Source organism: Moorella glycerini (assembly GCF_009735625.1).
Taxonomy (GTDB): domain Bacteria; phylum Bacillota; class DSM-521; order Neomoorellales; family Neomoorellaceae; genus Neomoorella; species Neomoorella glycerini.
Genome location: NZ_CP046244.1, coordinates 3266770 through 3286462, shown reverse-complemented (window position 1 = coordinate 3286462; position 19693 = coordinate 3266770). Strand labels below are relative to the sequence as shown.

The following is a 19693-nucleotide window of genomic DNA, read 5'->3' as shown; positions in this document are numbered from 1 at the left end:
TGGTGAAGGGGATGCTTGTCACGGTGGCCAGCGGCAAGGGGGGCACGGGGAAAACGACCATTGTGACCAACCTGGCCCTGGCCCTGGCCAGGAAAATGCCGGTCCAGGTCCTGGACTGCGATGTAGAAGAGCCCAATGCCCATCTCTTCCTGGAGCCGGTATTCCAGGAAGAAGAGGAAGTGACTCTGCCGGTCCCGGAAGTGGACAATACTAAATGCAACGGCTGTGGCAAGTGCAGCGAAGTTTGCGCCTTTCACGCCCTGGCCGTAGCCGGGGGTAAGGTCATTACTTTTCCGGAAATGTGCCACGGCTGCGGCGGCTGCGCTATTGCATGCCCAACGGGGGCAATTAGCGAAAAGCCGCACCGCATCGGGATAGTGGCCCGGGGGCAGGCCGGCAGGATTGATTTTGCTCACGGCAAGATCGATGTGGGCGTACCCCTGGCACCCCCGGTGATCAGGGCCGTGAAAAGGCTTGCCCGCAAAGAAGGGCTCACCCTTATCGACGCGCCGCCGGGCACTTCCTGCCCGGTGGTAGCCGCCGTGAAGGACAGCGATTTCTGCCTGCTGGTAACGGAGCCCACCCCTTTCGGCCTTAACGATCTGAAGCTCGCCGTCGGCATGGTCCGGGAAGTGGGTGTTCCTTTTGCGGTGGTCATCAATCGTTCCACCCTGGGGGACCTGCGGGTGGAGCGTTATTGCCGCCAGGAGAGAATCCCCATCCTGCTGAAAATCCCCTTTGACAAAAGATATGCCGCCACCTATGCCAGGGGCAAGTGCCTGGTGGAAGAGTATCCCGACTGGGTGCCGCCTTTTATCGGCCTCTGGCAGGAGATAGAGAGGCTGGTGTCACAGCGTGCAAGAGCTACTGGTAATTAGTGGTAAGGGCGGGACGGGGAAAACTTCTATCGTCGCTGCCCTGGCAGCCCTGGCGGAGGATAAAGTCCTGGCCGACTGCGACGTTGACGCCGCCGACCTGCACCTGCTGCTGCGGCCGGAGGTGGAGAGCGTTAATGAATTTTACGGCTCCAGCAAAGCAGTTATCGAGGCCGGGCGCTGCACCGGTTGCGGCCGCTGTATTGAAGTTTGCCGGTTTGGCGCTATCACGAAGGCAGCGCCGGTAGCAGGGGGAGAAAACAGCGCCTCCGGGTCCAGGGGCTCCATTGTTCAGGTGGATTCTCTATCATGTGAAGGGTGCGGGGTCTGCACCATGATGTGCCCGGCCGGGGCCATTACCATGAAACCCAACCTGGCCGGGTACTGGTATATTTCGGAAACACCTTACGGCCCCCTGGTGCACGCCCAGCTGGGCCTGGCCGAGGATAATTCCGGCAAGCTGGTGACGAAGGTACGCCAGGAAGCGCGGCGGCTGGCGGAGGAAAATAAGGCGCGGCTGATCATTACCGACGGCCCGCCGGGCATCGGCTGCCCGGTCATATCCTCCCTGACGGGGGTTACCCTGGCCCTGGTGGTGACGGAACCGACGGTGGCCGGCTGGCACGACCTGGAGCGGGTGGTGAAGCTGGCCGGCCACTTCAAAGTGCCGGTTACCGTTTGTATTAACAAATATGATCTGGCCCCGGAGAAAAGCCGGGAGATCGAGGCTTACTGTTATGATGAGGGCCTTACCATAGCCGGTAAAATACCCTTTGATGCCGACGTGGCCAGGGCCCTGGTCAATGCCGTGCCGCTTACGGCCTGTTCCCGCGGGGCGGCAGCCAATGCCGTCAAGGCCATGTGGGATAGCCTGCTGGTACGAATGGAAAAAATAAAAATGCAGTAAGGCGGGCGCGATTTGCAAAAAAATAAACTCCAAGATGCAATTTAAAAAAACATTGGCCGGGAGGATTCCGGCTTTATTTGTAGAATGATGTTAACTATTAAGGAATTTAAATATCCACGCAGGCATCAAGGGAAGCCGGTACAAAGCCGGCGCGGTCGCGCCACTGTAAGGGGGAGTGACCCCGCATCAGGCCACTGGTCCGGCCCTCAGCAGGTTTTAACCGCCTAACGGGTTAACTTTTTTAAAAAGTGTCCCGGACGGGGCAGTTAACGGGGCTGAGGGCAGGCTGGGAAGGCGTGGGGGAACGGTGAACCCGAGCCAGGAAACCTGGTGCTTGCCGGAATTGCTGGTGCTCCCTACGCAAGATGGGGAAACGGCATGTCCCCTGTTCTAGTTGGAGCAGGGGTTTTATTTTTAGCAGGGTAGGCGCCTGGCCCCGAGGGGCCGGCTTAAATGCTGCCAGCCGGTTCGGCAAGGAACTTCCAAAAAGGGAATACTGGAAGTTTACGATGCGCCCGGACTGTTATGGACGGCCTATTCTAACCCACCCGGGGAGTTCGCAGGGAGGTGTTAGTTGAGGCCGTTTATTCGTTTTTGGTGGCCGCAGGGCGATGATTGAAGGCAGCGGTGATGTTTGATGGCGCCGTTGTCCAGGGGTGGTGCTCGTTAAACCGTTAAATTTAAGGGGCTAAATTTTCGGAAAGGCAGGGAACAGCGTGTTTTATAAAAGGTGTAACAGGCGCTTTCTAGCCCTGGCAGTAACGATATGCTTTCTTTTTAGCTTTCTGGTCCCCCTCTTGGTCCCGGGCAAGGCTATGGCCGCCGATGCGGCTACGATCTATAGTGCCCAGGATCTGGCCACTAAGGCCGTAAAATTTATATCCGACCGCTACCAGGCCGGAGAAAAGATTGACGGCTATGCGGCTTACGTTCTTACCCGGGCGGGCGAAAATCTGGGCGATGAGCAGAAATGGACAGGCGGCAAGCAATGGACCAAGGATGATAAAACCCTAAAGGGTAGCCTCGAAAAATTGGCCGACATGCTGGGTAATAATAATTTACTTACCTACATCTTGGCCACCCAGAATGCCGATGGCAGCTTTGGCCCTTTGGGCAATGATTATGGCACCAAGGCGCCGCTGCAGGCCCTGGCCCTGGTAAAACCGGATTTGCCCGTTAATGATGCTATTTATAGCCAGGTTCAAGACAGCATCAGCAGGGCGGTTTATTTTTTCCAGAACCGTTACCAGAACGGCAGCTTGCCCTATGAAGTTAACGGCTGGAACTTTGATTACCGCTGCGTCGAAGCTCTGGTCAACGCCGGTGAAAACCTTTCGGTAGGCGGCTGGGTTTATAATGGTAAATCTTTGAAGGATGCCATTATTAACTCGGCCCGGGCTGCTGCCAGCAATCCTTCAGGACTGGACGCTGTTTACCTGGCGAAGGAACTAACAGCCCTTCATGCTGTAGATTCGGATTCAAGTTACATTGACACCCTTACAACCCTTGCAAACGCTATTATTAGCAAGCAAAATACAAGCAGCAACGGCGCAATCTACTTTGGTAACAGCATCTATGACGATGTCATGGTTCTAACCGCCCTGGGTAAAGCGGGCAAGCTCAATGGAATTAACCAGGCATCGGCTTTAAACTACCTTAATGGTTTTAAACATGAACATAAAAACGCCTGGGGGCAGGCAGCCGGGGCGGCCTGGGGTGGTTATTACCCGGAAGAGCCGGATTTAACGGCCCAGGTGCTTACGGCTCTAAGCTACTTCGACGGGGCGAAGATAGAAGGTAGCGAAGTTTATAAAGCCATCCAGGAGGGCCTGGCTTACCTCGAAGATATCCAGGACGTAGATACCGGAGCCATCCCGGCCCGGTGGGACAGCACCTTTGCTACGGCCGAAACCCTGATTGCCCTGAAATCTTTAGGTAAAACGTATGCCGACTATGCCGGCGGCGGCTCTCCCTGGGTGAAAAGCTCCCGGACGAAAACCATAGCCCAGTGCCTGCTGGCCCTAAATAGCTGGAATGATACAAGCCGAGCAAGTAAGCTGGTAAATCTTTTAAAGGACCGGCACTCGCCTCGCGGTTTTGACAACAGCGTTTACAGCGACATGTGGGCCTATATCGCCCTGGGCGAAGCGGGGCAGATTAGCGTAATCAATGAGGTTTATGCCCGCGATTACATCCTGGGCAAGCAAAGCGTGGCCGAGGCCACTTACGGCGCCTGGGGGGAAAGCTGGGGTCCCGACTTCATGTCTACCGCCCAGGCCATCCGGGCCTTGACTTACCTGCCAGGCTATCAACAAAAAGACCCGCAAATCCTGGGCGCCATCGATAAGGGCCTGGCCTATCTAAAGAAGTGGCTGCAACCTGACGGTAGCGTTTGTTATACTACTGATTTTTGGGCCGACGATCCGGTAGTGGATAGCGCCGAAGCGATCATCACTCTCAAAAGACTGGGACAGGATCCTCTGAGCTGGCGCAGCACCGCGGGGTTATCGCCGGTGTCCTATATGATTCTCAAGGCCTTGAACGAAGACGGCAGCTTTGGCGCCTATAGAAATGTTTTAGACGCCAGCGAAGCCCTTTATACCTATCTTATCCTGGCTGGAACAATCGACCCCGGGACTTCCCTGGGCCTCCTCGTCCGGCCGGCTGCTGCCAGCCTCAACCCTGGCGGCCAGCAGCAGTTTAAGGCGGTGCAGGTTTATTTTAACGGCGCCGGCAGCGACGTGACCAACGATGCCGCCTGGTCGGTGGTCGATGCCGGTATCGCCAGTGTTTCTGGCAGCGTCTACGGCCTGGTCACCGCCCTTCAGGCCGGGCAGACGGTAGTCACGGCCACTTACAACGGCCTGACGGCGACGGCCACGCTCAATGTTGCTGCACCTGCAACTTCGGCGCCGGAGCGCAACTACTGTACCGTCAATATTGCCGTGGTGGGCATGAACGGCGAGCTCCTCTACGGGCCCGGTTCTGTTATGGTGAGCAAAAACAACAGGTGGGGCCTGACGGCCCTGGGGGCCCTGGACGCCACCGGCCTCCCTTATGTCGATGATAACGGCTTTGTCAAAAGCATCGCCGGCCAGGCCAACAGCGGCTTGAACGGCTGGATGTACAAGGTAAACGGCAGCGTGCCCATGGTGGGTGCTTCCCAGAAAACCATCCAGGACGGCGACGAGATTATCTGGTGGTACAGCACGGATTGGAGCTCCCCTGGACCGACCTGGGAGAGCCTGGTTAAAGGCAGTACGTCCGTTACGCCGGCAGAGGCTACACCGGCCAGCCTCCAGGAGCAGAATAAAAGACTGCCCGGTACTTTGCAGGCCTCTGACGCCGCCCTGGAGGCCCTGGAAAAGATCGACCGGCTGCTGGAGCTGAAAGAAAGTGCAGCTCAAGTGGGGCCCTTAGGGGAAGTTGCAAAGGCAGTGGTAGTAGTCGGCAGCGATAAGGCCATGAACCGGGCTGAAATGGCTAAACTGAAAAAGGAACTGGCGCAAAACACAATTGACCTGGCCCGCAAGGTCGCGGCTGCAGCGGGAGCTACCATAACGGATAGCCAGGAGGAAATAGCCCTGGCTATACCGGCTGGAGCGTTGACGAAGGATGTAGAAATAACCGTTAAGAAGGCTGCCTTTAGCGAAACTCCCGGCAGCAACGGCGGTAGCAATGCCCCAGCCCCGCCGCCGGCAGGATACCGGCCGATCACGGCAGTTTACAATTTCGGCCCCGAGGGCACGACCTTTGCTGTCCCGGTGACCATAACCCTGAAGTTTGCCCTTCCGCCCCTGGCCAGGGCGGAAAACCTGGCCCTGGCCTGGTATGATAAGGTCAAAGGCGAGTGGGTGGCTATCCCGGCGGTGGTCGATGTCTCCAAGGGCCTGATTGTGGCCCGGGTAAACCACTTCTCCGACTTTGCCGTATTTGTCAGGGAAGCCCGGAAGTCCTTTGCCGATGTGACCCCTGCCAGCTACGGCTGGGCGAAAGATACCATTGAAGAGCTGGCCGGCGCCGGCGTCGTGGCCGGGGTAGACGGCAGCCACTTCGAGCCGGGCCGGGCGGTGACCAGGGCGGAATTTGCCAGCCTTCTGGTCAAGGCTCTGGGCCTGGAGGCGCAGGAAGATAATAAGAACCCATTTAAGGACATCAAAGGTGACGCCTGGTACGCAGGGGCGGTAACTGCCGCCGCCGCCAACGGCCTGGTCAAAGGTTATGAAGACGGCACCTTCCGCCCCGATAGAACCATAACCCGCGAGGAAGTGGCGGCCATGCTGGTCCGGGCCATGAACCTGCCCACCGGCGAAGTAAAGCCGGCCTTTAAGGATAAAGATAAAATTTCTGCCTGGGCAAGAAACAGCGTGGCTGCCGCCGCCGCCAGCGGGTTAGTGAAAGGCTTCGAAGACGGCACCTTCCGGCCGGGAGCTGCGGCCAGCCGGGCGGAATGCGCGGTGATGGTCTACCGGATGCTGGTGACTGAGTAAAGGAAATGAGGTAGGCTTAAAACGGTGAGGAGCGCCGGTGTGCCTTGCGGTACTCCTCACCGCTGCTGTAGTTCATGCCGGCCGGAGGTACTTAAAGGACCTGAGATTACCGGCAAAGCGAGGAATTGTTAGGTGCAGAAGAAATTTCTTTACCCCCTGGCGGTCCTGGTAATCCTGCTGGCTTTAATCGGGCCGCTGGTCTACCAGCAGCAAACCGCCAACACCGGGCCACGCGAGGGTGGCGCTGCCCCCACACCCGCCGGGGTCTCTTTACCGGCGGGCAGGGCTGCTGCCGCCGGCGTTCCAGATGGTGCCGGAAACCCCCAGGGAACTGCAACCCCTGATAGGATAGAAAAAACGGCGGGGGGAAAGGCGGGTACCGGCACTATAAGCGGCGGTGTGAAAGCCGCCGCGCCTGGCGGCGTTCCCCGCCCGGCACCGCCCGCAAAGGAGGCGGGCGGCCAGAATGATGCCGGCAAGGGCGCTGCTCTCCAGGCGGCAGTTAGTAAAAGCAGCAGCAGTGGGGAAGGGGCCTGTCCTGCCGCCGGGGGCTGCCTGGTGGAGATAGCAATAGTGGGCATGAAAGGCCAGATCCTGTATGGTCCTGCCCCGGTGACGGTTGATAAAGACAACAAATGGGGGTTAACAGCCCTGGGTGCCCTGGACGCCACCGGCGTGCAATACAGCCTGAGCCCCGTGTACGGCAATTTGGTCCAGAGCATAGCCGGCCAGGCCAACAAAGGCATGCGCGGCTGGATGTATAAAGTAAACGGCGAAACCCCTATGGTGGCAGCCAGCGAGAAGGTCGTTAACCCTGGCGACAAGATTATCTGGTGGTACAGCGAAAGCATAGATAACCCCGGGCCTGCCTGGCAGGACTTAAAGGCGGTTTCACCCTAATTTACCTGGAAAGGTTGGGAAGGCATGGACAAGGGCAGGATATCCCCCCTGGCAGCGGCGCTTCTGCTTTTCTTTTTGCTTATGGCCGGCGCTGCCAAGCCCGCCGCAGCCCTCAGAGCTAAAGAGAGGGCCGGCACGCCGTTGAACAGGGCTGCCGATTACTTGTTAAACAGGGAGAAAAGCAGGGGGATGCTGCAGCCCTGGAGCTATATAGCCCTGGCAGCTGCGGGAAGGGATTTAAAGGGCACCCGGGCCGGGCTGGCCGGTGAAAAAGTGCTGGCCCAGGCTGTCCAGTCGGGGGAAATGAATGATTATGCCACCCTGGTCCTGGCCGTCCTGGCTGCCGGGGGGAACCCTTATAATTATCACGGGCAGGATCTGATAAAAAAGATCCAGGAGGCCCAGCTGCCCAGCGGTAAGTTTGCCGACAATCTAAGCCAGGGTGGTGAGGTTTTACTTAACACCCACATCTGGGCCATTCTGGCCTTGCACGCCGCCGGCGCCGATATTCCCGATAAAAATAAGGCCCTCAACTGGTTAGCGGCCAGGCAGCACGCCGACGGCTCCTTTTACTGGGACGTGAGGGACCAGGAAACTGCCGATGTGGACTCTACCGGCATGGCATTAATGGCCCTGGGGGCTCTGGGCGAAAAAAGCGACAGCCCGGTTGTCCAGCGGGCAGTGGCTTACCTGGCAAAGGCCCAAAAAGCAAATGGCAGTTTTGAGTCCTGGGGGGCGGAAAACCCGGAGAGCTGCCACATGGTCATTGAAGGATTGACAGCGGTTGGCCTCGACCCACTTCAAGGCGATTTTAACAGAGCCGGGGGAGATGTTTTAACAGCCCTGCTCCGCTTCCAGTTGCCTGACGGCTCCTTTGAACACCTTGCCGGGGCGGGCAGCAATGAAATGGCAACCAACCAGGCCTTAATGGCCCTGGCCGGCATTTATTTTGGCCAGCCCTTTTTCGAACGATTAAAAGAGGAAAAGGGGACGGCCCTGGCCTCCCCGCGGCCTGCCCCAGCCCGGTATGAAGCGCGCTTTATTGTTGGCGACAGGAGCTACCTGGTTGTGGCCGGCGGGAAAAAAGACGTCAGGGCCATGGAAGCGCCGCCTTTTATTGAAGAAGGCCGGACCTATGTCCCGGTGCGTTATTTGGCCTATGCCCTGGGGGTGGGGGAGGACGGCATCAGATGGGATGAGAAGACCAGGACTGTTACCCTGAGCAAAGATGGCGTTACGGTAACCCTGGTTATTGGCGAGGATACCGGCTTCGTCAATGGCCGGGCCAGGAGCCTCGGCGTCGCCCCCCTGCTGAGGGAGGGCCGCACCTATCTGCCGGCCCGGTTTGTGGCGGAAGCCTTTGGTTACCAGGTAGACTGGGAGGCAGCTTCCCAGGCGGTGAGCATAAAAAATGCAAACTAAGGAGTGCATTTTGGAGGGCTGCCCGGAAGATGTTTGAGCAATTTTTTTACCAGGACAAAGGCCTCTTTTTACAGCGCCTGCACCCGGCGGCAGCCCTGACTTACCTGGGCCTTTTACTTGTGCTGGCCCTGCTGTTTACCAACCCCCTTTACCTCCTGGGGCTGCTCTTAGTCGTTATCCTGGCCATTGGCGCCGCCCAGGGCCTGGCTGCCTGGGAGATTTATTTAAGGATCAGCCTGGGTATGGCGGTACTGGTGATCATTCTCAACTCCCTGGTGGCCCGCGCCGGTGAAACTATTATCTGGTGGGGGCCGCGCCTGCCGGTTATCGGCCGTTTAACCGTCTCCCTGGAGGCCGTTTGCTACGGCGCGGCCATGGGCGTGCGCCTGTTGACCATCATGAGCGTTTTTTGCCTTTATAATCTTATCGTTCACCCCGATAAGGTTTTAGGCTTGCTGGCGCGTTTTGCTTCGCGGTCGGCGCTGGTGCTCTCCCTGGCCACCCGGATGTTCCCGGCCATGGTGCGGCAGCTTGATAACATCCGGGAAGTACAGATTCTGAGGGGCGTCGACTTTCACGCCGGAACGTTAACCGAAAGGTTCTCTCGCTATGCGGCCCTGATGAATATCCTCCTCCTGTCCTCCCTGGAAGATTCCCTGGAAATAGCCGAAGCCATGCAGGCGCGGGCCTTCGGCAGCGGCCGGCGTTCCTCCTACCGGCAGGATGCCTGGCGGCCCCGGGACAGCCTTTGCCTGGGCAGCACCCTCCTGGCCCTGGCAGCGGCAGTTTACGGCCAGGTCCGGGGGTGCAGCACTTTTAGTTTTTACCCGCAGCTGGACTACTTAATCAAGGGCCCCATGACCGTTATCCTTTTACTTATTATCCTTCTTGCTTTATCCGTGCCGGTGGTATTGAGCTGGGGGTGGCAGCGGTGCCCTTATTTCAAAGCGAAAATTTGACCTACTATTACCCGGACAGGGAACGCCCGGCCCTGCAAAGGATGAATTTGAGCATCGAAGAAGGGGAGTTTTTGCTGGTAACCGGCGGTTCGGGATCGGGCAAATCCACGCTGGCGCGGGCCCTGGCCGGGTTGATCCCGGATTTTTACGGCGGCAGGATTGGCGGTAAGGTTTATTTTCAAGGGCGGGATATGGGCCAGATGGCCCGGCGCCAACTGGCCCGGGAAGTGGGCATGGTCTTCCAGGACCCGGAAAAGCAGCTGGTTATGACCAGCGTCGAAGCCGAGGTCGCCTTCGGCCTGGAAAACCTGGGCCTGCCCCAGGCGGAGATGTCCCGGCGGGTGGCTGAGGTTTTGAGTTTCCTGGACCTGGCGGAAGCGCGAGGGGAATTTACGAACCACCTTTCCGGGGGACAGAAGCAGAAGCTGGCCCTGGCGGCCGTCCTGGCCATGCAGCCGCAGGTGCTGGTTTTAGACGAGCCTACCTCCCAGCTGGACCCAGTGGCGGCCGAGGAATTTCTTAATCTCATAAAGCGGTTAAATGAGGAAATGGGCCTGACCATCATTTTAATTGAGCAGCGGCTGGAAAGGTGTTTCCACCTGGCTGACCGGGTAGTGTTCATGGAAGACGGCCAGATCAAATATGAAGGTGCGCCGGAAGAACTGGCCCGCTGGGCGGTGCAGCGGGATATCCCCTTTGTCCCCCCGGTGGCCCGTTTTTTCGCCCGGGCAGGGAGCCCGTCGATACCGATTACCGTCAAGGAAGGGCGCCGGTTGCTGCGCAGCAGCTTTAAGGTGAGAACTCCTGTTCCCCTCCAGCCGGTGGCCGGCGAAAATCCGGGAGGGCCGCTTTTGACCATGGATAAGGTATGGTTTACCTATCCCAACGGTAGAGAAGCCTTGCAGGACATCAGCTGGCAGGTTAATGCCGGTGAAGTGGTGGCTGTCCTGGGCAATAACGGCGCCGGGAAATCCACCCTCCTGAAGACCATGGCCGGCCTGTTAAAGCCGGGGCGGGGACGGGTGCAGCTAATGGGCCGCGACCTCAGCGGCAGGGGCCGGCCGGCGGCCGGCAGGGTGGCCTATCTCTCCCAGAATCCCAACGATTATCTCTTCCAGGATACCGTGGAAGAGGAATTATTATTCACCCTGAAAAATTGCGGTCTTCCCGATGACGGCGTAGTAGACGACCTGCTGGAAAAACTGGCTCTCCAGCGCTGCCGGCGAGTAAATCCCCGCGATTTGAGCAGCGGCGAACGCCAGCGGGTAGCCCTGGCTTCCGTTTTGGTAACCCGGCCCCGCCTGCTGGTCCTGGACGAGCCGACCCGGGGCATGGACTACTGGTTGAAGGACGAACTGGGAGAGATGCTGACAGGTTTAAGCAGGGAAGGCGTTAGTGTGGTGCTGGTCACCCACGATGTAGAATTTGCTGCCGCCTACGCCACGCGGGTGCTGCTGCTGTTTGCCGGGCGCGTCGTTGCCGATGGCCCCAAGCACCAGGTCCTGGGCCAGTCGGTTTTTTACTCCACCCAGATGGGGAAAATGTGCCGCGGCTATGTTGACGGCGTTCTGACCGTGCCGGACGCCCTGGAGCGGCTGGTGCCGGCTTGGTTTGGACCGGGTTGCAGTTCCCTGAGCCCGCCGGCTGACGCACCCGGAAGGCCCGCCGCCCGGACCGTACCGGCGGGCTAGCCGGCGGGCCCTGCTTTCCTGGTGGATGGCGTGGGTCCGGGCGGGAGATGGGAGGCTTTGGTGGTGGTTTATGGGCGTAAAATACTGTTTCCCCTTGCCTGGCTGGCAATCCTGGCCTTGTTGCTGGCCAGCATCAAGCTCAAAGTCCTCCTGCTGGGCCAGGGGTGGGGACTGCTGGCATCGGCTATAATCATCCTGGCCCTGCTCCTCCTGTACTGGGGCTTTGAGCAAGGGCGGGTTTCTTCCCGGGAGGTGGCCGTAGTCGCCATGCTGGGTACCCTTGCCGCCGTGGGCCGGGTTCCTTTTGCTGCTTTGCCCAGTATTCAACCGGTTACCTTTTTGGTAATTAATTCCGGATTTGTCTTCGGGCCCGGCGCCGGATTTATGGTCGGTTCTACGGCGGCCCTGGTGTCCAACTTTTTCCTGGGGCAGGGACCCTGGACGCCCTGGCAGATGTTTGCCTGGGGGCTGGCCGGCAGCTCGGCAGGGGTCGTTAAAATCCTTTTTCCCCGGGCCGGGAAAAAGTTTATGACTGTCTTTAGTTTTCTCTGGGGTTATTTTTTTGGCTGGATAATGAACCTGTGGTTTTGGACGGCCTTTGTTCACCCCTTGAACTGGCAGTCCTTTGCAGCCGCCTATGCAGCCAGCTTCTGGTTTGACACCTTTCATGCCCTGGGCAACGCTGCCTTTTATTTACTTTTTGGCCCCGGCTTCGTAAAAATCCTGGAGCGTTTTCGCCGTAAACTGGAAGTGACTTTACTACCGCTAGTAGAAGGAGAAGAGGATGCTAATTTGTGAGTTAAACAGCGGGGAAAAAATCCACCGGCGGGAGGAGACCCTTATCGTCTACTTCCCCGGGCCGCGGCGGGTGGTAAGCACGGCCTGGGTCAACGGCGGCTGCCGGGAAGACCTGCAGGCGGTATTTAACCATCACCTGGCGCCCCATCAGCACGATCCCGCCAGCCTCCCGGGAGGCAGTGCGGAAGGCTACCTGGAGTATCTGGCCGGCAAGCTCGGCCTGCCCTACCGTCACACCGCCGGGTTGCTTACCGCCGCCAGGATGGAAAACGCCGCTATAAAAACGAATGGTTTCCGGGAACTAACAGTGACGGCTATCGTCACCGGCGGGATCGACGTTAACGGCGGGCGGGCCGGGGACAGGGCCGATTATTACGAGAGGGACGGGCAATGGGTCCTTGTCCCCGGCACTATTAATATTATCCTTCTGATAAACGGGAACTTGCCTCCCCACGCCCTGGTGCGCTCCATAGTTACGGCTACGGAAGCCAAAGCTGCCGCCCTGCAGGAGCTCATGGCGCCCAGCCGTTATTCCCGGGGAATTGCCACCGGTTCGGGGACCGACCAGATCATTACCGTTGCCAATACCCAGAGCCACCATTATTTTACTGATGCCGGCAAGCACGCAAAACTGGGGGAATTAATCGGTGTGACAGTGAAGGAAGCAGTAAAAGTAGCTTTAGAAAAGCAGACCGGCCTGAATGCCCGGCGCCAGTGCAGTTTCCTGGCACGCCTGGAGAGGTACGGCGTCAGTGCGGAAGACTTCTGGCGTCAGGCCGGGGAGGAAGGCCTGGGACTGGACCGGGACAGCTATCTAGCGCGACTGCAACACATCCAGGGCGAGCCGGGCCTGGTGGCCCTGGCCGCCAGCCTCATCCACCTGTGGGACGAATATGAATGGGGATTGCTCCCGGGTGAAGCAGTTATCGCGGCCGGGCTAAGGTTGCTGCAGGGATATAACGAAGGAGAAATCTGCCTTGCTGCGGCGACCGGAGAGGACCCGGTGCGTAGCTTGAGCAGGTTGTTTATCCGGCTGATAAACCGGGTTATAGCTGACAGGGTGTATGATGGTCCGGAGTCTGGCCTTTGCAGGTAGACATGCGGATACAGGCGCTGGGAAAAGCCCATTCCAGTGCCAGGTTGGTCGGCAGCATGCTCAGGATGGCATAAGTCAGCTCCCTCCCCCTGATCCTCACTGTCTGTACGGCGTCAGGCCCAGTGAACGCCTAGCTAAAAAGCCGCTGCCTGCAGACATATATCGCTTCCCTGTACGGGTCCTACAGGAATCACATAGGGGCCAAAGCTGCTCTCCATAATTAATGCTTCCACCCCGTAAACTGCACCGATATTCTCCCGCGTGACTACTGCCCGCGGTTTCCCTGCCGCATAGATCCGACCATCTTTCAGCATCACTATATGATCCGAAAACCTGGCGGCCAGGTTTAAATCGTGAAGCACCATGATCACTACGTAACTTTGCCGGCGCGCTAAAGCTTTTACCACTTCCAGGACCTCCAACTGATGCTTGATGTCCAGGCTGCTGGTGGGCTCGTCAAGGAGAAACACTTGTGGTTCCTGAGCCAGCGCCCGGGCAATAAAAACTTTTTGCTTTTGGCCGCCGCTTAATTCTGCCAGTGATCGCTGGGCCATCTCTCCAATGCCCATAAATTTCAACACATTAGCAACTACTTCTAGATCATGCCGGGTAACTCCCCAGGTAAGATGAGGTTTGCGTCCCATAAGTACTATTTCCAGGACTGTAAAAGGGAAAATTTCCCCGCCGTTTTGGGGGACATAACCTGCCAGCCGGGCCAGCTCCCGGGACCCGAGGCGTGATATTTCCCTGCCGTCTAAATAAACGACCCCGCTTTTAGGGATAAGCACCCGGGCTAAGCACTTGAGCAAGGTGCTTTTCCCGGAACCGTTAGGTCCGGCGATACATACCACTTGTCCGGGAGATATCTCCATATTCACACCCTGCAGTACGTCATGGCTGCCGTAAGAAAAATTTATGTCTTGAATAAGTATTTTCATTAAAATCACCTCATGTTTAGGGCGGCGACAGGTTCACTTAATGGGAACCTGTCGCCGCCGGTATCTTTATTTTTCAGGGTAAACCCAGGTACCACGCAACTCTTCGTTACAGAACTTTTTAAGTATCTCCCGGTGGATTGCTTCCGGGTTGATATCTTTAAAAAGGTCGGGGTGTAGCCACCTGGCTAGATACCAAATCCCAGCTGCATTTCTCGGCGTGGTCATAAAGTTTCCCATGATATATACCCGGTTATTTTTTACTGCCTTGGTATCTTTAAGCCCGGGACGCGAGCAGATTTCTTCATAAATGGCCTTTAAGCTAGCCGTATTGGTGACATCGAAGCCCATCTGGTCGCTTTTCCAGACAAACTTGATAATAACATCGGGATTTTCTTTTAAAACCCATTCGGAATTGATTACCGGGTGGCCGGACGTGTTTTCTTTGATTATACTGGTGCCACCTGCCATTTCAATCAACCTGGTTTCTTCCCTATCTTGACCATAGGTCATCCATTCACCCGGACCTTCCAGGTATACCTTTGGCTTTTGTCCCGGCGACAACCCTTTTATTCGCTCGTTTACCGCCTGGTATTGCTTCTCAATATACCCGAGGAGTTCATTCGCCCGTTTTTCCTGATTGAAGATCTGGCCGAGGCTAGTTATTGAGGGCAGCAATTTCTTAGCTCCCATCCCATAACCCAAAACTACAGGAATATCCGCTTGCTCAAACTTGGTTAACACTTCTGGCTTAAAATCCCACGCAATTATTAGATCTGGTTTAAGCGAAATGATTTTTTCCAGGTCAGGTGTACCGGTTTCTCCTACGGAAGGGACCGATAATACATATGAAGGCCATTTCGTTTCGGTTTTTGTCTTATCATTAACACCAACAACGGTTTTTTCTACACCTAAAGCTTTGATTATTTCTGTAAGCACACCGTTAGAAGTTTGCAGGACTATCACCCTTTCCGGGGGGGCCTTTACCTCAACCTGGCGTCCTTTTAAATCGTTAACTGTAATTATCTTTTTCGCCGGCGTCTTCTCTGGTGTCGCAACCTGGTTATTCTTTTGCCCACAGCCGGCAAGTATTGATAATAGCATTACTGTGGCGATTAAGATGACTAAGATACAGATACTTCTCTTCATTAAAAAATCCCCTTTCTGTTTTTTTTACTTTTTACCTAATTTAGCGCGAACTGGAAGTCCACCACCCCCTTTTTCTCTTTACCAGCAGGTACATAAAAAAGGGAGCGCCAATTAATGAGGTAATAATCCCTACCGGGATTTCTATAGGGGCCATGATGGTACGAGCCAGAGTATCAGCAACTAGAAGTAGTACTGCCCCCAGTAAACAGGAAGAGGGAATTAAAAAGCGGTGGTCGTTGCCGATGAGCATACGGCAGATATGCGGCGCTACCAGGCCGATAAAACCAATAATTCCGGTAAAAGCCACGGTGGCCGATGCTGCCAGGGTGGATGCCGTCAGACAGATCAAGCGTAAACGGTTTACCTTTACTCCCAGGCTGACGGCTATCTCTTCCCCGGCGACAAGGGTATTTATATCCCAGGAGTAACGCAATAAAACAGCCAAACATAGCAGTACCAGGGGAAATAGCAACCTCACCTGGTCCCAACTGGCCCCCCACATACCACCCATTAGCCAGACTACCAGATCTTTTAAAACCTCAGGCGCGGCCAGGTATTTTAAAGCAGAAACCCCAGCCGCAAAAAGATAACCCAGGGCTACCCCTCCCAGAACTAGCGTTTCGGGGGCTATCCCTTTTATCTGGGCGATACCATATACGAGAATCATGGTGATCGTGCCAAAAATAAAAGCATTAGCAGCGATTACATACTTTCCTGCAACACTAAAAGCCGGGCCTAAAATACTCGTCCCCAGGACGATAGCCAGAGCTGCACCAAAGGCAGCGCCGCCGGATAGCCCTAGAGTATAGGGGTCAACCAGGGGATTACGTAAAATGCCTTGCATCACCGCTCCCGCGCCAGCAAGGCTTATCCCGGTAACTATGGCCAGTAAAATGCGTGGTAGCCTTAACTGCATGACTACTGTATCCGCTAAACTATTAAATGAAGCAGGTGAGGACAGAATTAGTTTGTTGGCAATAACCTGCCCTACCTCGCCAATTGTTAAAAAAGCCGTCCCGACACAAACGGAAACTAATATCATTGCCACCAAAAGAAAGGCCAGGCAACCCAGGAAGGTTATCTTTTTTATAACATGCTGGGTGTATATCTTTTGTATGTCTAAAAAGTTATCCGCTACGCCAGCGGTATTGGTTTTTATATCCGATAAAAGCATTTGATTTGTTACCTCTAAGTTTTTAGAGTAAAAATGGCGGTCAGGTAGCGTTCATTATACTGGCCGGGTACACCCTTTTGCGGATTGGCATAATTGGTCAGGATCATCCAGCTACCCTTTGTAAATGGGAAACGCGCCATACCTTGTGCGCCTGTACAGGTCGTATAGGGAGAGGGATCACCGGTACGGAAGGCCTGCACTGATATGCCTTTTAAGGGTCGGCCTTCGTAAAGCACCGCTACCTCTAATTGCCCACGGGCCGGGGGTTGAGGTACAATTTCTAGCTCCAAGCCCAACGGACCCGGCCAGGGGTAATCTGTTTCAACGTTTATAAAGGTCTTGGCAAACTGGTAAGCATAAAACGATCTTGTAATGTCTATGCCCGGGTGGTCAGTGTGTGGGCCGCGCAGGTGGCGGCCATCCCGGCCAATGCTCCATATTTTTCCGTCATACTCACATAAAAGGGTATATACACCCCCTTCGCCGGGTACAAAGGCGACAGTAAGCTCTTTTTCGCCTGCATCTACAGCCAGGGGAACTTTTTTGCCTCCAGGGGTAAACAGCCAGGCACCCGTTCGCAACGGATCGGCCTTCCCCTGGACAATAAAGTTATGGCCAAACCCAATCCGGGCAGTTAACTCCTCACCGGCCCTTGCCCGGTGCGGGCATTCGATCCAGATGTTATGCGGAGCCATGTCCACACCCCCCGCGCTTAAAACCGCTAATTAGGTAGGTTACTGCATTGCTGTCGGGATGGAGAGGGAGGGCTTCAGCCTGAACATTAGTAAACCCGGCATCCTCAAAAAGCGCAACCACCTCTGCCGGATGAAGCGCCTTGTTCAGCGGCAACTTTTTTTCAATTTCAAGGGGATAGTGGTGGCCCGCCGTGCCGCTTCGGCGGGGAGAGAAATCGGCGAGAACCCTTCCATGTGGCTTCAGTACCCGGTACCACTCAGTAAGGGTCTGGCGGGGATCCGTTAGGGTCCAGAGCACGTGCCGGGCTACCACCGCATCAAAGCACGCGGCGGCAAAAGGAAGCGATTCTGTTTCTGCTTCGATAAAAGCAATCTCCAGCCCTGCCTCACGGGCCTTCATTCTGGCTTGGTCAAGCATGGTGGTCGACCAGTCAATCCCCGTTACGCGATGGCCAATTTCTGCCAGGAGCAACGCTACAAATCCTGTGCCGGTACCTACGTCCAGCACGGCCAGCGGTCCGGGTCCCAGTTGTTCAAGGATTTTCGTCCATCGTTCCTTTTCAGCGGGACTTTTGGTACCGTGATTGCCCCTATGGTCATAATGATAACCTTTTGTATTCCATCGTTCCCGCATCGCTTGCCGTAAATTGTTCATTCTCTTACCCCCCAAATTTTAGCATCCCTTGATAGAAGTTTTGCTTCTAACCTGGCACCTTAACACCCCCGGAAAAAATAAGGAGGTCGGCTTGCTTCTTGCAAGCTAGACCTCCTTGGTCCTATCCGTTGATTTAAGATTTTTACAGTGTGGGGGTTCCAAACTTAACTGGAGTTAACTAAAATAAATGCCTCCGTGGTAACTATGTCATATCATAATCTATTCGCTTTTATTTTTGAAAATCCTGCAGACGTGTTGGCAAAAAAATCTTATCAAAACCAGTGCTGACGCATCAACAAAGAAGGCTTTGCGACGCCTGAATAAATAACAGGTTTCGAAAAAAATTTATCGCAAATAGGACTGGACAGGCACGAGCCGATCTGAGATAATAGCCTTGGGAAAGTAGCGAGGTGAAATTTCAGATGGACGTGCCTTTTTCGATTGGCGACCGAGAGTTTACCCAGGCGGATATCAACTTAATACGTATTACAGTAAAGGAATTTTTCCATGTAAGCCGTGAAGAGATCGCGGCGACCATATGCGAGAATTTGCCTTGGAAGGCCCCGAACGGACGATTAAAGATGGAAGCCTGCAGAAAGCTGCTGCTGGAATTAGAACAAAAAGGGGTCATTACCTTACCACCGCTGCAAAAGAATAAGGTACGCCAAGTCGGCGGGGAGCGACTGGGAACTGTGATACAGACCCGGCTTAAGGCTAAACTTCAAGAAGTGGCGCCGGTTACCATAGATCCGGTCACCCCTTTAGAGAGGGCGGACTGGAACGCCACCATGGCGGCTTACCATCCTTTAGGGTATCTGCGGGCCATCGGGGCGCAACAGCGGTATTGGATTAGGGTAAAGGGAGTGAGAGGCCGGGAGATAGTAGGGGCGATGTTGTTTGGAGCTGCTGCCAAGGCGGTGGCGGCGCGGGATAAGTGGATTGGCTGGACAGCTGAGGAACGCCGGCGCTATCGCCCGCGTATAGTCAACAACAACCGCTTTTTGATTCTGCCGGAGGTGCACATTCCCCATCTAGCCAGCCACTCCCTTTCCCTGGTAGCGCGGCGCATTCGGGCGGACTGGCGGGAACGCTATGGTTATGAACCGGTTTTATTAGAAACCTTTGTTGAACCCGAGTATCAGGGCACCTGTTACCGGGCGGCCAACTGGATTAAAATTGGCGAAACCGCAGGTCGAGGCCGCCAGGACGCCTTTAAGCAATATGCCGTCACGGTTAAAACAATCTGGGTATATCCCCTGGTACGGGACTGGCGCCGGCGGCTGGTGGAACCCTTCCCGGAGCCTGTTGAAGAAACCCTGGACGAGGGAGGGGAATAAGCATGGCCTTACGGCATCCCGGGTCCATCCACCCGTCTACCCTGCCCACTTGTAAAAGCGCCTATGCCACCAGCCAAGAAGAGAAAGACGACCGGCAAGGGGCTTTAGCAGCGCAGCTACCAGTATGGCGGGCGTATCTACCAGTATTGCTCGAGAAATTCGCGCGCATACCCGACCCCCGCCGTCCCCAGAGTATTAAGCATAAACTGACTGTCCTGTTGACCTTTGGGCTATTTCTCTTCGTCTTCGCCTATAACTCCAGGAGGGAAGCCAACCGGGAACTGACCCGGCCCGTCTTTTGGGAGCTATTGCGGGAGGTTTTTCCGGAGATTGACACTATCCCTCATATGGACACCGTTAATCGTCTGCTGGCAAAGATCAATCCGGAGCAGTTAGAAGAAGTGCTGATACAAACTATCAAACGACTGCTGCGCAACCGCCGGCTGCAGGCCTTACTGGTAGAAAAGCATTATATCATAGCCGTTGATGGGACCCAGAAGTTGGTGCGCAGTTTGTACGTGTCAAGATGTAGTAGGCAAAAAGAGACCTCACATAAAAATCCCATATATATCCAACACCTTTTCCGGCTCCGGAGTATTGTGCAGTAATT

The 19693-nt window shown here is 55.7% G+C and carries 16 protein-coding genes and 1 riboswitch; of the genes, 11 read left to right on the top strand and 5 right to left on the bottom strand.

The window, feature by feature from the left end:
- Positions 1 to 11: 11 nt before the first annotated feature.
- The 9 genes from MGLY_RS16375 to MGLY_RS16335 all read left to right on the top strand — a co-directional run bounded on the left by MGLY_RS16375 (position 12) and on the right by MGLY_RS16335 (position 13138).
- Positions 12 to 878 carry an ATP-binding protein gene (locus tag MGLY_RS16375; protein ID WP_156275665.1) on the top strand — a complete coding sequence of 289 codons (867 nt, stop codon included), beginning with the start codon at positions 12 to 14 and terminating at the stop codon, positions 876 to 878.
- On the top strand, positions 856 to 1782 hold the full coding sequence (locus MGLY_RS16370; protein WP_156275663.1) for an ATP-binding protein: 927 nt from the start codon (positions 856 to 858) through the stop codon (positions 1780 to 1782). The genes MGLY_RS16375 and MGLY_RS16370 overlap by 23 nt, the downstream gene beginning before the upstream one ends.
- Positions 1783 to 1910: 128 nt before the next feature.
- A riboswitch (cobalamin riboswitch) is annotated at positions 1911 to 2111 on the top strand.
- Positions 2112 to 2498: 387 nt separating this feature from the next.
- Positions 2499 to 6272 (top strand): S-layer homology domain-containing protein, encoded by a 3774-nt coding sequence (locus tag MGLY_RS16365; RefSeq protein ID WP_170291145.1) that lies wholly within the window; start codon positions 2499 to 2501, stop codon positions 6270 to 6272.
- Between the two features lie 132 nt (positions 6273 to 6404).
- Positions 6405 to 7172, top strand: a complete 768-nt coding sequence (locus MGLY_RS16360; protein WP_156275661.1) for a DUF4430 domain-containing protein — start codon at positions 6405 to 6407, stop codon at positions 7170 to 7172.
- 24 nt (positions 7173 to 7196) lie between these two features.
- Complete coding sequence (locus MGLY_RS16355; protein WP_156275659.1) at positions 7197 to 8594, top strand: stalk domain-containing protein; 1398 nt, start codon at positions 7197 to 7199, stop codon at positions 8592 to 8594.
- A gap of 29 nt (positions 8595 to 8623) precedes the next feature.
- Complete coding sequence (locus tag MGLY_RS16350) at positions 8624 to 9553, top strand: energy-coupling factor transporter transmembrane component T (protein ID WP_156275657.1); 930 nt, start codon at positions 8624 to 8626, stop codon at positions 9551 to 9553.
- Positions 9526 to 11244 carry an ABC transporter ATP-binding protein gene (locus MGLY_RS16345; RefSeq protein WP_156275654.1) on the top strand — a complete coding sequence of 573 codons (1719 nt, stop codon included), beginning with the start codon at positions 9526 to 9528 and terminating at the stop codon, positions 11242 to 11244. Before MGLY_RS16350 ends, MGLY_RS16345 begins: the two co-directional genes overlap by 28 nt.
- A gap of 63 nt (positions 11245 to 11307) precedes the next feature.
- Positions 11308 to 12042, top strand: coding sequence for an ECF transporter S component (locus MGLY_RS16340; RefSeq protein WP_246187368.1), 735 nt, complete (start codon positions 11308 to 11310; stop codon positions 12040 to 12042).
- The gene (locus tag MGLY_RS16335; RefSeq protein ID WP_156275650.1) at positions 12029 to 13138 is read left to right on the top strand and encodes an adenosylcobinamide amidohydrolase; all 1110 of its coding nucleotides are present in this window, start codon (positions 12029 to 12031) and stop codon (positions 13136 to 13138) included. Before MGLY_RS16340 ends, MGLY_RS16335 begins: the two co-directional genes overlap by 14 nt.
- 134 nt (positions 13139 to 13272) lie before the next feature.
- Here the strand turns inward: MGLY_RS16335 and MGLY_RS16330 are convergent, their stop codons facing one another.
- The 5 genes from MGLY_RS16330 to MGLY_RS16310 all read right to left on the bottom strand — a co-directional run bounded on the left by MGLY_RS16330 (position 13273) and on the right by MGLY_RS16310 (position 17746).
- Complete coding sequence (locus tag MGLY_RS16330) at positions 13273 to 14076, bottom strand: ABC transporter ATP-binding protein (RefSeq protein ID WP_156275648.1); 804 nt, start codon at positions 14074 to 14076, stop codon at positions 13273 to 13275.
- Positions 14077 to 14142: 66 nt separating this feature from the next.
- Positions 14143 to 15039, bottom strand: a complete 897-nt coding sequence (locus MGLY_RS16325) for an ABC transporter substrate-binding protein (protein ID WP_170291144.1) — start codon at positions 15037 to 15039, stop codon at positions 14143 to 14145.
- Between the two features lie 223 nt (positions 15040 to 15262).
- On the bottom strand, positions 15263 to 16264 hold the full coding sequence (locus MGLY_RS16320; RefSeq protein ID WP_246187513.1) for a FecCD family ABC transporter permease: 1002 nt from the start codon (positions 16262 to 16264) through the stop codon (positions 15263 to 15265).
- A gap of 146 nt (positions 16265 to 16410) precedes the next feature.
- Positions 16411 to 17091: a DUF4198 domain-containing protein gene (locus tag MGLY_RS16315; protein WP_156275638.1), complete on the bottom strand. Its 681-nt coding sequence runs from the start codon at positions 17089 to 17091 to the stop codon at positions 16411 to 16413.
- The gene (locus MGLY_RS16310; RefSeq protein WP_156275636.1) at positions 17078 to 17746 is read right to left on the bottom strand and encodes a class I SAM-dependent methyltransferase; all 669 of its coding nucleotides are present in this window, start codon (positions 17744 to 17746) and stop codon (positions 17078 to 17080) included. The genes MGLY_RS16315 and MGLY_RS16310 overlap by 14 nt, the downstream gene beginning before the upstream one ends.
- 422 nt (positions 17747 to 18168) lie before the next feature.
- Here MGLY_RS16310 and MGLY_RS16305 point away from each other — a divergent pair, with 422 nt between their 5' ends.
- Positions 18169 to 19083 carry a Druantia anti-phage system protein DruA gene (locus MGLY_RS16305; RefSeq protein WP_156275634.1) on the top strand — a complete coding sequence of 305 codons (915 nt, stop codon included), beginning with the start codon at positions 18169 to 18171 and terminating at the stop codon, positions 19081 to 19083.
- A gap of 2 nt (positions 19084 to 19085) precedes the next feature.
- The gene (locus MGLY_RS16300) at positions 19086 to 19691 is read left to right on the top strand and encodes a transposase family protein (RefSeq protein WP_211661945.1); all 606 of its coding nucleotides are present in this window, start codon (positions 19086 to 19088) and stop codon (positions 19689 to 19691) included.
- Positions 19692 to 19693 lie beyond the last annotated feature (2 nt).

Coding starts and splice junctions, on each gene's coding strand:
- MGLY_RS16375 (WP_156275665.1), top strand. CDS start 12: ATGCTTGTCACGGTGGCCAGCGGCAAGGGGGGCACGGGGAAAACGACC.
- MGLY_RS16355 (WP_156275659.1), top strand. CDS start 7,197: ATGGACAAGGGCAGGATATCCCCCCTGGCAGCGGCGCTTCTGCTTTTC.
- MGLY_RS16350 (WP_156275657.1), top strand. CDS start 8,624: ATGTTTGAGCAATTTTTTTACCAGGACAAAGGCCTCTTTTTACAGCGC.
- MGLY_RS16335 (WP_156275650.1), top strand. CDS start 12,029: ATGCTAATTTGTGAGTTAAACAGCGGGGAAAAAATCCACCGGCGGGAG.
- MGLY_RS16330 (WP_156275648.1), bottom strand. CDS start 14,076: ATGAAAATACTTATTCAAGACATAAATTTTTCTTACGGCAGCCATGAC.
- MGLY_RS16320 (WP_246187513.1), bottom strand. CDS start 16,264: ATGATATTAGTTTCCGTTTGTGTCGGGACGGCTTTTTTAACAATTGGC.
- MGLY_RS16315 (WP_156275638.1), bottom strand. CDS start 17,091: ATGGCTCCGCATAACATCTGGATCGAATGCCCGCACCGGGCAAGGGCC.
- MGLY_RS16310 (WP_156275636.1), bottom strand. CDS start 17,746: ATGAACAATTTACGGCAAGCGATGCGGGAACGATGGAATACAAAAGGT.
- MGLY_RS16305 (WP_156275634.1), top strand. CDS start 18,169: ATGGACGTGCCTTTTTCGATTGGCGACCGAGAGTTTACCCAGGCGGAT.
- MGLY_RS16300 (WP_211661945.1), top strand. CDS start 19,086: ATGGCCTTACGGCATCCCGGGTCCATCCACCCGTCTACCCTGCCCACT.